The sequence below is a fragment of the uncultured Kushneria sp. genome (genome assembly GCF_947497025.1).
Classification (GTDB): Bacteria; Pseudomonadota; Gammaproteobacteria; order Pseudomonadales; family Halomonadaceae; genus Kushneria.
In genome coordinates, this window is the sequence record NZ_CANMFC010000002.1 from 234442 (window position 1) to 250052 (window position 15611).

16 protein-coding genes are annotated in these 15611 nt (G+C 59.7%); 6 read left to right on the forward strand and 10 right to left on the reverse strand.

Annotated elements, in window-relative coordinates; all coding sequences use genetic code 11:
• Positions 1-8: 8 nt before the first annotated feature.
• The 9 genes from Q0931_RS04370 to erpA all read right to left on the reverse strand — a co-directional run bounded on the left by Q0931_RS04370 (position 9) and on the right by erpA (position 7633).
• On the reverse strand, positions 9-479 hold the full coding sequence (locus Q0931_RS04370; protein ID WP_299257653.1) for a F0F1 ATP synthase subunit B: 471 nt from the start codon (positions 477-479) through the stop codon (positions 9-11).
• Between the two features lie 78 nt (positions 480-557).
• Positions 558-785, reverse strand: a complete 228-nt coding sequence (gene atpE, locus Q0931_RS04375; protein WP_299257655.1) for a F0F1 ATP synthase subunit C — start codon at positions 783-785, stop codon at positions 558-560.
• Positions 786-856: 71 nt separating this feature from the next.
• Positions 857-1681 carry a F0F1 ATP synthase subunit A gene (gene atpB, locus Q0931_RS04380; RefSeq protein ID WP_299257657.1) on the reverse strand — a complete coding sequence of 275 codons (825 nt, stop codon included), beginning with the start codon at positions 1679-1681 and terminating at the stop codon, positions 857-859.
• A gap of 21 nt (positions 1682-1702) precedes the next feature.
• Positions 1703-2239, reverse strand: coding sequence for an ATP synthase subunit I (locus tag Q0931_RS04385; RefSeq protein ID WP_299257659.1), 537 nt, complete (start codon positions 2237-2239; stop codon positions 1703-1705).
• 76 nt (positions 2240-2315) lie between these two features.
• Complete coding sequence (locus Q0931_RS04390; RefSeq protein ID WP_299257661.1) at positions 2316-3239, reverse strand: ParB/RepB/Spo0J family partition protein; 924 nt, start codon at positions 3237-3239, stop codon at positions 2316-2318.
• Positions 3240-3346: 107 nt separating this feature from the next.
• Positions 3347-4117 (reverse strand): ParA family protein, encoded by a 771-nt coding sequence (locus Q0931_RS04395; protein WP_299257663.1) that lies wholly within the window; start codon positions 4115-4117, stop codon positions 3347-3349.
• Positions 4118-4152: 35 nt separating this feature from the next.
• Entirely contained in the window at positions 4153-4770 is a 618-nt protein-coding gene (gene rsmG / locus Q0931_RS04400) for a 16S rRNA (guanine(527)-N(7))-methyltransferase RsmG (RefSeq protein ID WP_299257665.1), read from the reverse strand.
• On the reverse strand, positions 4767-6659 hold the full coding sequence (gene mnmG, locus Q0931_RS04405; RefSeq protein ID WP_299257667.1) for a tRNA uridine-5-carboxymethylaminomethyl(34) synthesis enzyme MnmG: 1893 nt from the start codon (positions 6657-6659) through the stop codon (positions 4767-4769). Before mnmG ends, rsmG begins: the two co-directional genes overlap by 4 nt.
• A 620-nt stretch (positions 6660-7279) precedes the next feature.
• Positions 7280-7633, reverse strand: coding sequence for an iron-sulfur cluster insertion protein ErpA (gene erpA, locus Q0931_RS04410; RefSeq protein WP_108841194.1), 354 nt, complete (start codon positions 7631-7633; stop codon positions 7280-7282).
• Positions 7634-7843: 210 nt separating this feature from the next.
• Here erpA and Q0931_RS04415 point away from each other — a divergent pair, with 210 nt between their 5' ends.
• The 6 genes from Q0931_RS04415 to Q0931_RS04440 all read left to right on the forward strand — a co-directional run bounded on the left by Q0931_RS04415 (position 7844) and on the right by Q0931_RS04440 (position 14643).
• A complete protein-coding gene (locus tag Q0931_RS04415) occupies positions 7844-9625 on the forward strand; it encodes a chloride channel protein (RefSeq protein ID WP_366941566.1) in 1782 nt (593 codons plus the stop codon).
• Between the two features lie 53 nt (positions 9626-9678).
• Complete coding sequence (hemJ, locus tag Q0931_RS04420; RefSeq protein WP_299257671.1) at positions 9679-10113, forward strand: protoporphyrinogen oxidase HemJ; 435 nt, start codon at positions 9679-9681, stop codon at positions 10111-10113.
• A complete protein-coding gene (locus Q0931_RS04425) occupies positions 10113-10967 on the forward strand; it encodes a hydroxymethylpyrimidine/phosphomethylpyrimidine kinase (protein WP_299257673.1) in 855 nt (284 codons plus the stop codon). The genes hemJ and Q0931_RS04425 overlap by 1 nt, the downstream gene beginning before the upstream one ends.
• Entirely contained in the window at positions 10964-11587 is a 624-nt protein-coding gene (gene thiE, locus Q0931_RS04430) for a thiamine phosphate synthase (RefSeq protein WP_299257675.1), read from the forward strand. Before Q0931_RS04425 ends, thiE begins: the two co-directional genes overlap by 4 nt.
• Before the next feature lie 115 nt (positions 11588-11702).
• Positions 11703-12992 (forward strand): glutamate-1-semialdehyde 2,1-aminomutase, encoded by a 1290-nt coding sequence (gene hemL / locus Q0931_RS04435; RefSeq protein WP_299257677.1) that lies wholly within the window; start codon positions 11703-11705, stop codon positions 12990-12992.
• An 82-nt stretch (positions 12993-13074) separates the two neighbouring features.
• Positions 13075-14643 carry a bifunctional aminoglycoside phosphotransferase/ATP-binding protein gene (locus Q0931_RS04440; RefSeq protein WP_299257678.1) on the forward strand — a complete coding sequence of 523 codons (1569 nt, stop codon included), beginning with the start codon at positions 13075-13077 and terminating at the stop codon, positions 14641-14643.
• 21 nt (positions 14644-14664) lie between these two features.
• Here the strand turns inward: Q0931_RS04440 and Q0931_RS04445 are convergent, their stop codons facing one another.
• Positions 14665-15348 carry a response regulator transcription factor gene (locus Q0931_RS04445; RefSeq protein WP_086900464.1) on the reverse strand — a complete coding sequence of 228 codons (684 nt, stop codon included), beginning with the start codon at positions 15346-15348 and terminating at the stop codon, positions 14665-14667.
• Between the last annotated feature and the right edge of the window lie 263 nt (positions 15349-15611).

A 15611-nucleotide genomic window follows, 5' to 3' on the forward strand; every position in this document is an offset into this window, starting at 1 on the left:
GCGTTTCCTCAGAGCTCTTCAGCGAGTCGATCGACCATCTCACGATGCTTCTTTTCATCGATGGAGGACTCGAGAATGCGTTCAGCGCCCTGAATGGCCAGTGCCGCCACCTGAGCACGCAGTTCACCCTTGGCCTGCTGAATTTCGCTGTCGATCTCGCTGCGGGCGTTGGCAATCATGCGCTCGCCTTCAGCGCGGGCATCGGTACGTGCTTCCTCGATCATCTGATTGGCACGAACACGTGTCTTGTCGAGAATGCGTGCAGCTTCCTCACGACTTTCACGCAGCGTTTCTTCGGCCTGTTCATTGGCCTTGTGCAGCTCGGCGCGTGCCCGGTCGGCCTCTTCAAGACCTTCCTGAATGCGCTGCTGACGCTCGGTGAGGGCCTGCGTGATCGGAGGCCACACATATTTCATGCAGAACCAGACGAAGATCGCAAAGGCGATCATCTGTCCGATAAGCGTCATATTGATATTCACGCGGATCTACCTCCTGCGGGTTCGTGGTGGCCGGAAACGGCGACACCGAGCACCAGGGGCCCGGCGCACAGCGTTTACTTAACCGGCAACAACGAAGATCAGGTACATCGCGATACCCACACCGATCATGGGCACAGCGTCAAGCAGACCGGCCATGATGAAGGTTTTGGTCTGCAGCTGGTCACCCAGTTCCGGCTGGCGCGCGGTAGAGTCGAGCAGCTTGCCACCGAGCAGGCCGAAACCGATACCGGTAGCAATGGCAGCGCAGCTCAGGATAAGGGCAGCAGAAATGTAGACGAGTTCCATGGAATGGCTCCTGTTTCAGGTTTTTTCAGACAAGGGGTAAAAGGGTTTTGAAGCTGGTTTTGTTGTTGGATTCAGTGCTCTTCGAAAGCAGCGCTCATGTACACCACACTCAGCACGGCAAAGATGAAGGCCTGCAGTGCGATAACCAGGATGTGGAAGATCGCCCACGGAACATCAAGTACCCATATGGCCCAGAAGGGCAGCAGGGAGATCATGATGAAGATGACTTCGCCGGCAAACATGTTGCCGAAAAGACGCAGCCCCAGACTGATGGGCTTGACGATCAGTACGATCAGTTCAAGGACCAGGTTGAAGGGAACCAGCGACCAGTGGTTGAAGGGGTTGAACGCCAGCTCTTTCGAGAAGCCACCAAAGCCCTTGTTGCGAATGCTGTAAAAAATGATCAGCAGGAAAACGCCAAAGCCCATGCCCAGCGTCGCATTGGGGTCACTGGTCGGGACAATACGCATGTATTCGATGCCCAGCTTGTGGGCAATCTGCGGAAACAGATCGATGGGCAGCCACTTGAGGCTGTTCATGAAGAAGATCCAGCAGAACAGCGTCAGCGCCAGCGGCCCGATCAGCTTGCTTTTGCCGTTGAAACTGGTGCGAATGATGTCGTTGGAAAACTCGAAGACCATTTCAAGCGCATTCTGCAGCCCGGTCGGTACGCCGGTGGTCACTGTTTTTGCAAGATAGCGAAACAGCCACAGAAACAGCAGACCGGTGGCGATCGACCATCCCATGGTATCCACATTGATGGCCCAGAATCCCATTTCTCGGGCTTCTTCTGCGCCATGAGCAAAGGACCAGCCATTATCGGGATGCAGGCCAAAGGTCAGGTTCTGAAGATGGTGAGTGATATACTCGGTTGAGCTTGGTGCGTCGCCTGCCATAACGTTGCCTTGAATCGTTTTTTAAAGGGAACCGGATCTGCTGATCAGCCAGGGGCTTAACCAGTAAACGCTCTGGACCAGCGCAAACGTGCCAAAAAACCATGCGGGCGCTTGCGGTGGCGACGTTATAAAAATGCCAGTAAACAGCAGGATTGTCAGAAAATGCTTGCCTGCCTGGGCTCGATATAAACTGCTTATCATCTGACGCCTGAAACGTGCTCCCCGAAACAGGAAGGCGCGCCAGGCGAAATACGCATTGGGCAGTACACCTGTCATCCCACCCATCAGCGCGGATAAGGCCGCGGCGTTATTCACCTTGAAAGCCAGCGCTGTGGTCACCGCAATGACAATTCCGAGCTGCACCAACAACAATCGGTATATACCAGGGCGTCTCGGAGCTGCCGGCACCGCCGGAGCCGTGGGCTCGTGTCGTTGCATGGTTTTATGCATTCCCGAGATATTCGGCTCTTGACGCCAGGCAGGCGGATTATAAGGAACCCCCCCGGCGGCTTCAATGTTACCGGCATCGAAAATCGCGGTCTTTAAGCTGATCTGCACCAAAAGCGGCTCGATCCTGTGTCAAAGCGTCGCAGTTTACAACATGCAATTAAGGCGCGTTTAAGCACCCGTACCTCTAGCGGATGTGCGAGAGAATGCCATCAAGCTCATCAAGACTGGTGTAACGGATTGTCAAACTGCCCTTGCCGGTCTTGCCGTGACTGATCTGAACGCGAGCTCCCAGCAATTCCGCCAGCTGATTTTCAAGACTGCCGACATCGCCTGAAGGCTGGGCCGGCGCCTTTTGGCTGCCCTGGGCTGCCTGAGCATATTTTTTGACCAGCGCTTCGGTCTGACGCACGGTCAAACCACGCTCGACCACCTCACGCGCCGCCTGACGCTGCCTTTTGCCCTTGAGCCCCAGCAGGGCGCGGGCATGCCCGACATCCATATCGCCCCGCTCCAGCAGCGTCTGCACCTCCTCTTCCAGGGCCAGCAGTCTCAGCATATTGGCGATCTGGCCCCGCGAGCGGCCCACGGCATCGGCCGTCTGCTGCTGGGTCAGGGAAAATTCATCCATCAGACGCTTGAGCGCGATGGTTTCTTCAATGGGATTGAGGTCTTCACGCTGGATGTTTTCGATCAGTGCCAGGGCCAGTGCCGTTTCATCATCCAGTTCGCGCACCACCGCCGGAATCACATCCAGCTCGGCCAGCTGCGCGGCACGCCAGCGACGTTCACCGGCAATGATCTCGTAACGGGCGGCACTGCCTTCGGGCAGGGGACGCACCACAATGGGCTGCATGACACCCCGGGTCCGGATCGAGGCGGCCAGCTCTTCAAGGCGCTCCGGCTGCATTTCCCGACGCGGCTGATAGCGCCCGCGGGTCAGCTCCGCCAGCGGCAGGCGCTCAAGACGTTCGCGGCTATCGATCAGGGGGGATGCGGTCACTGCCGCCTCGGCAGAACCACCGTCGGGGTTCTGGGTCTGTGAACGCTGCCGGGCGCCGGCGCCAATCAGTGCGTCCAGTCCTCTTCCGAGTGCGCGTTTACGCGTCATGAACAGTTTCCTCGTTCAGGCCATGCAGGAGTAACAACACACGCTGACGTCAGGGACATCAGCGTTCGAGCGTCGAATCATCGACAGTGTGTCCGAACAGGACCGGGTTACAGCGACAGCTTGCGAATCAGTTCCTTGGCCAGCACCCGATAGGCATGCGCGCCCCGGGACATACGCGCGTAGCGGTTGACCGGCAACCCGTGGCTGGGCGCTTCGGCCAGGCGAATGTTGCGGGGGATGGCCGTTTTCAGCAGATCGTCACCGAAATAGTCCGACAGCTGCTTGCTGACATCCCGGGTCAGGCTGTTGCGATTATCAAACATGGTTCTGACGATACCGTCGAGGGCCAGCGCCGGATTGACGCTGTCACGAATCTGCTCAACGGTATCCAGCAGCGCCGACAGGCCTTCGAGGGCATAGAACTCGCACTGCAGCGGGATCAACACACCATGCGCGGCGGTCAGGGCATTGACGGTCAGCATGTTAAGCGAGGGCGGACAGTCGATCAGAACCACATCGAACCGGTCGGCCACGGTCTCGATGGCACGATCCAGACAGCGCTCACGACCTTCGCGTTCGAGCAGGTCCACCTCGGCAGCGGTGAGATCACCATTGGCCGGCAGCAGCTGATAGCCGGCATTGGGGCAGTCGACCAACGCATCAGACGCTGACAGTTCCCCCAGAAGTACATCCAGCGAGCCGCCGTTGGCCAGCGCGTGCTTGTCAATACCGCTGCCCATGGTGGCATGGCCCTGCGGGTCCATATCCACCAGCAGCACCCGCTTTTTCAGCGACGCCAGGGCTGCGGCCAGGTTGACGGCGGTCGTGGTCTTGCCGACGCCACCCTTCTGGTTGGTCAGCGCAATGATCCGGGTCAAGAGAGAGTTCCTTGTATATTGATCGCTTGGCCTTGTCAGGCGATGTCCATTTTCAACAGATGACGCTGACCCTGTTCACCGGGAATGTGCAAAGGCCAGGTGTGCGCCAGCCGAATGTCGTCGGGCAGGACAATATCATCGACGCGCCCTGCCATGGCCAGCCAGTGACCGCCGTCAGCGAGCAGCGAACGGGTCAGGGCAACAAAGTCTGCCGGGGCGGCAAAGGCCCGGCTGGTGATCTGCTCAAACGTGACGCCCTTGAGTGTCTCGACCCGATCATGCACGGGGGTGACGTTCTCAAGGCCCAGCTCGAAGGCCACCTGGCGCTGAAAGCGGATTTTCTTGCCGTTGCTGTCAATCGAAGTCAGGGCAATATCGGGGCGCACGATAGCAACCACAATACCGGGCAAACCGGCACCGCTGCCCACATCCAGAAGCCTCGATCCCTCGATCCAGGGCAGGATTGCCAGACTGTCCAGCAGATGGCGCGTCACCATCAGCTCGATATCGCGTACGGCGGTGAGGTTATAGGCCCGATTCCACTTGTGCAACAGCGACACAAAGGCCAGCAGGCGGTCACGAACCTCGGGTGAAACGATCAGGTTCAAGGCCATCATGCCGTCATCGAGACGACGCTCGATACCGGTACTCATGACGTACCGGCCCTGACCTTGTGAGCACTGCCACGCTTTTTGAGATGAATCAGCAGCATTGAGATGGCCGCCGGCGTGACGCCCGGAATGCGGCCGGCCTCGGCCAGCGTTTCGGGACGAGCGACATTGAGCTTCTGACGGATCTCGCTGGAAAGCCCATCGATGCGATCATATTCAAGTGATTCCGGCAGTCGGGTAGCCTCATGTCGCTTGAGCTTGTCGATTTCCTCGCTCTGGCGATCGATGTAGCCCTGATACTTGGCCTGAATCTGTACCTGCTCGCGCACCAGCGGGTCTTCCGGCGCTCCGTCGGCCAGCGGTGCGATGTCGTCATAGACCAGCTCGGGCCGGCGCAGCAGATCGCTCAGACGATGTTCGCGGGACAGGGTACCCACTCGATCGGCAAGGCTTCTGGCCGCGTCGCTGCCAGGCTGGATCCAGATCCGATCCAGACGCTCACGCTCGGCGTCGATGGCCGTGCGCTTGCGCTCGAAGGCCTCGAAGCGGGCATCGTCCACCAACCCCAGCTGACGGCCTGTCTCGGTCAGACGCAGGTCGGCGTTATCCTCACGCAGCAGCAGGCGATATTCCGCCCGCGAGGTAAACATTCGATAGGGTTCCTGTGTGCCCATGCGGATCAGGTCATCGACCATTACGCCGATGTAGGCTTCATCACGCCGTGGCCACCAGGCGTCCAGCCCCTGGACGCGGCGGGCCGCATTGAGACCCGCCAGCAGTCCCTGGGCGGCGGCTTCCTCATAGCCGGTGGTGCCGTTGATCTGGCCGGCAAACCACAGGTTATGGATGACCTTCGTTTCCAGTGAGTGCTTCAGATCGCGTGGGTCAAAGAAGTCGTACTCAATGGCGTAGCCCGGACGCACGATATGGGTGCGCTCCAGCCCTTCGATCGAACGTACCAGCTCGAGTTGTACGTCAAAGGGCAATGACGTGGAGATCCCGTTGGGATAGAGCTCATGGGTATCAAGCCCTTCCGGTTCGATGAAGACCTGATGGCTCTGCTTGTCGGCAAAGCGATGAATCTTGTCCTCGATCGACGGGCAGTAACGCGGCCCGATCCCCTCGATGACACCCGAGTACATCGGCGAACGGTCCAGATTGGCCCGGATGATGTCATGGGTGCGCTCGTTGGTATGCGCAATGAAGCAGCTCACCTGATCGGGGTGCATGTCACGCCGTCCCATGTAGGACATCACCGGGCGTGGCGTATCGCCGGGCTGCTCGGCCAGTTTCGAAAAATCGACTGTTCTGGCATCCAGCCGCGGCGGGGTACCGGTCTTGAGACGTGCCACCCGCAGGGGCTGCTCGCGAAGCCGCGCGGCCAGGGCATTGGAGGCCGGGTCTCCAGAGCGGCCGCCACTGTGATGCTCCATGCCGATATGGATCACGCCGCCCAGGAAGGTTCCGGTACACAGCACCACGGTTTCGGCCATGAAACGGACGCCGCCCTGGGTCAGCACGCCGCGCACCGTATCGCCTTCCACGATCAGATCATCAGCCGCCTGGGCAAAAATCGACAGGTTGGGCTGATTTTCAAGGATATGGCGAACGGCTGCCTTGTAGCGAACGCGGTCGGCCTGAACACGGGTCGCACGTACGGCCGGACCCTTGCGGGAATTGAGCGTTCGAAACTGGATGCCGCCCTGATCGGTGGCCAAAGCCATGGCACCGCCGAGTGCATCGATCTCCTTGACCAGATGGCTCTTGCCGATGCCGCCGATGGCCGGATTACAGGACATCTGTCCCAGTGTTTCGATGTTATGACTGAGCAGCAGGGTCTGACAGCCCATGCGAGCGGCGGCCAGTGCGGCTTCGGTACCCGCATGACCACCACCGATGACAATGACGTCAAAGCGGTCCGGATAATCCACGTGATGAACCTCGAGGGATTGGAGATGAACGTGACACCCGACTGATCAGCGCGTGTCGATACCCACATGCCCGTGCAGGGCGTTGGGGATAAGCCGTATTGAATGGTGCGCATTATAACGTGGCTGTGAGTAAGCGTCAGGGTTTTCCACATACGGATTTTTTCAAAAGGAAAAGTCCTTAATTAATAAAATAGTCTTTTAAATAAGAAGTTCTGTTGTGGTTGTAACTACTGGGAACGCCATTTTCTGTGGAAAAGCTGCTTTTACACTTACAAAACAAAAATTTGCGATGTGATTGGAAACCCAGGCAAGCTGCTTGCTTCCCTTGTGCAGGCTCTGTACGGGGTGTGCATAAACAGGCAGGTTACCCACAACTCGATTTATCCCCGTCTCGTCAACCGGGCTCAGAGGTATTTCTCCCCATGGTCATCAAGAAAGGTATCGCTGCGGAAAAAGAGGGCAATACTGGTGTGTGTGGCGGGCTGTAGCGCAGGCGAGAGAAAAGGACGCGTTTTCTTATCCACAGGGGGCAGCGCCAAAAAAAATCGACCATGCTGATAGCAGACATAAAAAAAGCGCCTGTCAGAAGCTGACAGGCGCCTGAATATTGGCAGGCCACATCACACCGTAAAGGAGGCTCCGCAGCCACAGGTCGTGGTGGCATTGGGGTTTTTGATCAAGAAGCGGGCACCTGCCAGGCCGGCTTCGAAATCGACCGTGGAACCGACCAGATATTGATAGCTCAGCGGGTCGATTACCATGGCCACATCGCCATTTTCAATGACGGTATCGTCTTCACTGATGGTCTCTGCGACATCGAAACCGTATTGAAAGCCCGAACAACCGCCTCCCGTTACGTAGACGCGCAGTTTCAGGGCCGGGTTACGCTCTTCTTCTATCAGCGCCCTGACTCTGCCTGCAGCGGCATCGGTAAAGACAAGCGGTGTCGGAACAAAGGATTCTGCTCCGCTCATCGCGGCCTCCTTTTGAGATGACACGTCTGATGCGTGTCAGGAATGGATCAGCATAATGCTGTCATGGCACCCATTATCGACACCCCTTCAGCCGGTGGTCAACCGGCACTCGCCGGGCAGCAATCATGAAAGGCGATGACCATAAACAATGATAGGCTGAAGGACGTGTGGTCCCATGACCCCGTTACCGTGCCGCTGGGGAGAAAAAGCTTGCCGCGCCGTCTGCTGGATATGTCACGCCTGAACCTTGAAAACTTTCGACGCGAGCTGGCAAGTGTCGATGCCCTGCCGCAGCTGTGTCTGCTGGCGGTTATTTCAGGTGCCTTGACCGGCATCATCATGATCGCCTTTCGAGAGCTGATCGAACTGGGCGCGCTGGTGCTGATGCCCGACGGGCATGCCGAGGCCTTTGAAAGCCTGCCGACGATGGTGCGCATGGGTCTGCCGGTGGTTGCGGTGATTCTGATTGGACTGGGGCTTGGCTGGCAGAAAAAAAGCGCCCGGCGCCTTGGTATCACCCATGTCATCGAGCGCTTCTCCTTTCATCAGGGCGTCATGGTGCGCGACAACTGGCTCAATCAATGGTGGGTCGGTGTTGTGTCATTGCTGGGCGGGCTGTCCGCCGGCCGCGAAGGCCCGGCCATTCATCTGGGCGCCGGCGCGTCGGGCTGGATCGGTCAGTTGCTCAAACTGCCGCACAACAGTCTGCGTGTACTGGTCGGCTGCGGCGTGGCGGCCGGTATTTCGGCCTCATTCAATACGCCCATTGCCGGGGTGATCTTCGCCATGGAAGTGGTGATGATGGAGTACACCCTGACCGGCTTCATGCCCGTGATGCTGGCCTCGGCCACCGGTGCTGTCATTACGCAGCTGCATTTTGGCTCGGCGCCGGCCTTCATGATGCCGGAGCTCATCGAGCCCCGTTTACTCGACATTCCGTGGCTGCTGCTGATGGCACTGGCCATCGGTATCATGGCCGGCGGCTTTATTCGACTGACGCGTCTGGGCGATCGCCTTGCCCGCGTGCCCTGGGCCGTTCGTCTGTTGATGGCCGGGGCGCTGACCGGGACCGTGGCCTGTTTTTATCCGCAGGTACAGGGCATCGGCTATGACAGCGTCGAAACGATCCTGACCGGTCAGGCAGGCCTGGATGTGCTGCTGGCGCTGGCACTGGGCAAGCTGTTGTTGACTGCCATAACCCTGGCCTGCGGTATTCCGGTGGGCATCGTGGGGCCGACGCTGGTGATGGGGGCCGCTGCCGGGGCGCTTTTCGGGCTTGGCGCCTCGGCGGTTTTGCCTTCGATGGTGGGGGAGCCCAACCTGTATGTCATGATGGGCATGGCCGCCATGATGGGCGCCGTGCTGCAGGCACCGCTGGCGGCCATCATGGCGCTGGTGGAGCTGACGCACAGTCCTGATATCATTTTATACGGCATGCTGAGCGTACTGAGTGCGGCGCTGACTGCACGCATGGCCTGGCGCACGCAGGGATTTTTCGTCATGACCCGACAGGGTCACACGCAACATCCGCTGCAGCAACCCCTGATGCAGGCGCTCTCGAGAGTCGGGGTCGGTGCGGTCATGGACCGAAGCGTCACCGTGACCGCCGCCGTGATTACCCGGGAGCGGGCCCGGGTCATTCTGGATGCGCGGCCCACCTGGCTTTTGATCCACCGTCAGAGCGATCAGCACAAGGCCGACCGTGAGCCCGGCAAGGCGCCGCTGGCCCTGCTGGCGGCAGACATGGCACGGGCACTGGAAGAGAAGGACCAGGCCGGCGTGGAGCAGAAGGACAGTATCAATCTGCTGGAAATCCCGGGCAAGCGACTGGAGCTGGCGCCGATTGATCTCCAGGCGACGCTGTCGGAGGCCTTTGCATGTCTTGACGATCAGCGGGTGGATGCCCTCTACGTCAGACACATTACCGCGCCGATGATGCACCGGGTTTCAGGTATCATCACGCGGGAAGCCATTGAAAACTATTACCACTGATGGGCCATGCCCCCATCAGCCACGACCTGACGACCGTTATTGAGGATGTGCATATGTACCCCTGGGTTCTGGCCTTTCATATCATTTCATTTACGTGCTGGTTTGCGGCACTGTTCTACCTGCCGCGACTTTTTATCTATCACGCCCACGCCATGCGCCAGAATGACGGCCAGGGGTCGACCCGCTTTCAGATCATGGAGCGAAAGCTTTACGGCGCCATCATGACGCCGGCCATGATCCTGACGCTGGTGTTCGGCATATGGCTGCTGGCGCTTGATTTTCAGGTCTACCTCACCGCGGGCTGGTTTTACGTCAAGGCAGTGCTGGTCGTGCTTCTGATCGGCTTTCAGCACATCTGCAAGGCCCACATGAAGCGCTTTGCGTCCGGCACCAACCGTCGCGGTGGCAGCTACTATCGCGTCTTTGGTGTCATTCCGGCCGTTGTGCTGATCGCCATCGTGATTCTTTCCGTGGTCCAGCCGTTCTGATGTCCCTGCCCTGCGTTCTGGTACTGGCCGGTCACGACCCGACCGGCGGCGCCGGGCTGATCGCCGACGCCGAGGCCATTCGTGCCATGGGCGGCTGGGCGCTGACGGTACCCACGGCGCTGACGTGCCAGACGACCGTTGATGTTCGAACCGTCATGCCTCGCCCGGGCGAAGAAATACTGGCCACGGCCCGGGCGGTGCTGGAAGACTGTGATATTCACGCCATCAAGGTCGGGTTGATTGCCGATCTCTCCGCACTGGAAGCGGTCATTGCGCTGTGCACGGCGTACCCGCATCTGCCGATTGTCATTGACCCGGTGCTCAAGGCCGGCGGTGGCCGCGAGCTTTCCGGTCAGGCGCTGATGGCCGCCTTTGTCGAGCGGCTGCTGCCGCTGGCCAGCCTGATCACGCCTAACCTTGAGGAACTGGCCCGGCTGACCGGCGGTACTTTCGAGGAGGCACGGATCGCCGGTCAGGCCGAACAGATGCTGGCCGCCGGAGCGGGCGCCGTGCTGGCCACCGGCACCGATGTTGCAGACACGCAGTATCAGCCCCATGTTACCCATCGACTCTATACGCCCGGAAGCATGCAGGCGTGGTCATGGCCGCGTCTGCCGGGCCACTATCACGGTTCGGGATGCACGCTGGCCAGTGCCGCCGCCGCCCTGATGGCCCGGGGTGAAACGCTGGCGCAGGCCTGTCAAATGGCGCAGCAGTTTACCTGGCACTGCCTTGAGCGGGCGCTGACGCCCGGGCGCGGCCAGCAGATTCCCGATCGCCTGGCCGGGCGATTTCATTTACCGACTCAGGGTTTACCAAAACAGGGTTTACCGAGACAGGGGAGCGCGACATGACCCAGTGGACGCAAGGGCTTTATGCCCTGACCGATGCGCAGCTGATGCTGGATGACGCCACGCTCATCGATCGGTGCGAGGCGGCGCTGAGCGCCGGCATTGCGCTTTTGCAGTATCGTGACAAGTCCGGCGATGAAGGGCAGCGTGAGCGACAGGCGCGTGCGCTCAAGGCGCTGTGTGATCACTATGACACACCCCTGATCATCAATGATGATGCGGCGCTGGCCTGGCGGCTGGGCGTTGGCGTACATCTGGGGCGCAGCGACGGCTCGATTGCCCGTGCCCGCCAGGCGCTGGGCCCTGATGCCATCATTGGCGCCACCTGCCAGGGCAGCCTGGAGTTTGCCGAACAGGCCGCCAGCGAGGGCGCCAGCTACCTGGCCTTTGGTCGTTTCTACCCGTCACGCACCAAGCCCGATGCGCCGCCGGCGGATCTGTCGGTGCTGGCACAGGCGGCCCGTTTTGAGCTGCCGCGCGCGGCGATCGGCGGTATCGATGGCGACAATATCGAGGCGACGATCGGGGCCGGTGCCGATCTGATTGCACTGGTCCATGGCATTTTCGGTCATGATGATCCGGGCGCCGTGGTGCGCCGGCTCAATCAGGCCTTTAATCGATAAGTTTTCATGTTATCCACACCCTGATGTGAGCAGCACCTGCTGACGGGATGTGAATAACCCTGAATCTGCAGACGGTCCATTCGGACCGGCCCCTTTTCCGCACAGGAGCGCGAAGATGAATCTCATCACCTCCGAGACGCTTTTTACCCGCGCCGAACACCGCATTCCCGGTGGCGTCAATTCTCCGGTTCGTGCCTTCAAGGGCATGGGCCGTGCCCCCATGTTCGTGTCACGTGCCCGCGGCCCCTATCTCTTTGATGTCGAAGGCAAGCGCTACATCGATTATGTCGGCTCCTGGGGGCCGATGATTACCGGTCATGCCGACCCGGACGTGCTGGGTGCCGTGCGCGATCGACTGGAAGACGGTCTTTCATTTGGCACGCCCACGGCGGTCGAGACCGACATGGCAGAGCTGATCTGCGAGATCATGCCGTCCATTGACATGGTGCGCATGGTCAACTCGGGCACCGAAGCCACCATGTCGGCGGTACGTCTGGCGCGGGGCTATACCGGGCGTGACAAGATCGTCAAGTTCGAGGGCAATTACCACGGCCACGTGGATTCGCTGCTGGTCAAGGCAGGCTCCGGTGCCCTGACCCATGGTGAGCCCAGCTCACCCGGCGTGCCGGCATCGCTGGCCGAACACACCGTGACGCTCTCCTACAATGATATCGAGGGCGTGCGCGAGTGCTTCCGCGAGATCGGCGATCAGGTGGCCTGCGTGATCGTGGAGCCGGTGGCCGGCAACATGAACTGCATTCCGCCGGTGCCGGGATTTTTGAAATGTCTGCGCGAGGTGTGTGACGAGTCCGGAGCCGTTTTGATCTTTGATGAGGTCATGACCGGTTTTCGTGTGGCGCTGGGCGGCGCTCAGGCCCATTACAGCATCACCCCCGATCTGACCTGTCTGGGCAAGATTGTCGGGGGCGGCATGCCGGTGGGTGCCTTCGGTGGCAAGCGCCATATCATGGAATATCTCTCGCCAATGGGGCCGGTCTATCAGGCCGGGACGCTTTCCGGCAATCCGCTGGCCATGGCCGCGGGGATCGCGCTGTTGAGAAAGATTCGTCAGCCCGATTTTCACAAGCGTCTGAGCGAGCGTGTCAACACCCTGTGTGACGGCCTCGAGCAGCGTGCAAGGGCTGCCGGTGTGCCGCTTTTGACCCATCGCGTCGGTGGCATGTTCGGCATCTTCTTTACCGACCAGACCGAGGTCAATGATTTCGCGGCCGCGACCGGCTGTGACGTCGAGCGTTTCAGACGCTTCTTTACGGCCATGCTGGATCGCGGCGTCTACATGGCGCCGTCACCGTTCGAGGCCGGCTTCATGTCCAGCGTCCATGAGGATGAAGACATCAATGCCACGCTGGATGCCGCCGAGGCGGTGTTTGCGACCCTGACCTGATCATCGACGCCTTTCGGGGCGTCATCCCCCGTCCGCCGACGTTTCGGCGGACGAATTTCATCACTGATCCGGAGTGAGCCCCTTGAGTCAGTCACTGATCAGCGCGCTGAGAAGCGGCCGGTTTTTCAATCATGAGGTGTCCAGCCTGCAGGTGTACGAGACCCATATTTCCTGGGTCATCCTGACCGGTGATTACGCCTACAAGATCAAGAAGCCGCTGGATTTCGGCTTTCTGGATTTCTCGACGCTGGAACGTCGCAAACGCTTTTGTGAAGACGAGGTGCGGCTCAATCGCCGGCTGGCAGGCGATCTCTATGAGCGGGTGGTGCCCATCAGCGGTACGCCCGAGGCACCCGTGCTGGACGGAAAGGGCGAGCCCTTCGAGTATGCCGTGTGCATGCGCCAGTTCGATAATGCCGGTCTTTTTTCGACGCTGCAGGCCAACAACGAGCTGACCCGTACGATGATGGACGACATGGTGGATCAGCTGGTCGCCTTTCATCAGCGTGCCGAGCGTGTGTCGCCGGACAGCAGCTTTGGTTCACCCAGCGCCGTCCATGCGCCGGTGGTACAGAATTTCGATCAGATTCGACCGTTGCTGGAGGATGAAAACGATCTTCGTCGTCTGGAGGAACTGGCCACGCGCGCCGAAGAGCTTTATCACCGGCTTGAACCCCTGCTGGCAAGGCGCCAGCGCGAGGGCTTTGTGCGCGAAACGCACGGCGACGTGCATCTGGCCAACGTGGTACAGCACGAGGGGCGGGCGCTGATCTTTGACTGTATCGAGTTCAATGATGACCTGCGCTACAACGATGTCTGCTGTGAACTGGCCTTCTTGCTGATGGATCTGGAAGCGCGCGGTGAGCAGGCGCTGTCCAGCCATGTGCTCAATCGCTATCTGGAAGGCAGCGGCGATCACGAACTGGTGCGCCTGTTGCCCTGGTACAAGGCCTACCGGGCGATGGTGCGGGCCAAGGTCGCGCTCTTTCGTCTTCAGCAGCCGGATCTGCATCCGGCGGACCGCGAGGCGGCGCTGTCGGACTATCGCAGTTATATCGCGCTGGCCGAGCGATACAGCGAGACCGATATCCCCTGGCTTTTGATCAGCGTGGGCGTGTCGGGCAGCGGCAAGAGCCGCTTTACCGAGCAGGTCGTGCGGGCGCTGGGCGCCATACGTCTTCGCTCCGACGTCGAGCGCAAACGCCTTGGTGAGCTGGCGCCCGATGCCGATTCGGACTCAGGCGTGGCGCAGGGCCTCTATAGCGATGACATGACCCGCCGGACCTACGAGCGACTGGCTTCCCTGGGTGGCACGCTGATGGAGGCCGGTTATCCGGTCTGCATTGATGCCACATCGCTCAAGCGTCTGCAGCGTGACCGGCTGCGACACGAAGCCGAAAAGCGCGGACTGGCGGCGCTTTTGATCAGTTTCGAAGCCGATGACGCTACTCTGCGTGATCGACTCCAACGACGCCAAAGCCGGCGTGGTGAAGTCTCGGAGGCAGGGATCGAAGTGCTGGATCACCAGCTCGCCTCGCGTGACGCCTTCGACGAGGATGAGCTGGCCTATCTGATTCATCTGGATACCACGGCCGAGGATGCCAATCTGACGCTGGTCTCCCTGATCAGGGAACGATTGCGCCTGAACTGATGTCTCCCGGCAGATGGCCGGTCAGGCCGTGTCCCGACGTGTGCGGGGCGCGGCCACGACGGTCGTGGGCTGCTGGCGCAAAAGATTCAGCGCCTGTGCCCGGTTTCTTACCTTGAGCTTGCGGAACACGTGATACAGGTGCGATTTGACCGTGTGTTCGCTGATGGACAAGCGATCGGCGATATCCAGGTTGCTGGCACCGCTGTCCAGCAGCCCCAGTATTTCCTGTTCCCGTGGCGTCAGACTTGCCAGCGGCAGCTGCTCGTCATGCTGGCGATGCCAGTAGGCGCACAAAAGACGCTCCATCAAGGGGCGTGACAGCCACATCTCGCCTTCGAAAAGCTTGCGAATCCCCTTGCTGATCAGCTCAAGGGAATCCCCCCGATAGAAGATGCCGTGTAGCGGCATGCGCATCATCAGGGCGACCGCCCGATCTTCATTGCTCATGTTGAAGGCCGTGAAAATGGCATCGTCATACTGGCCCAGCTGCTGCGTCCAGTCGCGCAGCACGGATTCTTCTAGATGATCATCATCCAGCAGTGCCACAACGCGACAGTGCCTCAAATGCTCCGGCAATTCGGGTGGCTCGTCCGTCGGCAATTGCTGTACATGGCAATCCAGCTGCTGACGGAGGTAATCCAGAAACAGCTCATTCTGGGGGCTGCTTTTGGTCACCATGATCAGTGCAATATTTGTCACATCCATGAAAGTGGCCCTGGTAAAGAGTATGAAGGCCTTCAGACGCCCGATCGCAATCAAAACTGGGGGATGTGCCAAAATCCGGCGCGCCGGACAGGGCACCCTTTACGCTAAGTAAGATTAAGTAAAAAAATAAACAAAACAACTACTTAAAAGCACTTAAGGTTCAGAGCTGATTAAGCTCTTGCGACTAACGTTCTAGTTCGATCATTTAGAACAGGCTAGGGGTTCGAATGATCGTACCGATAGCCGACGCGACCGGGGTCCTG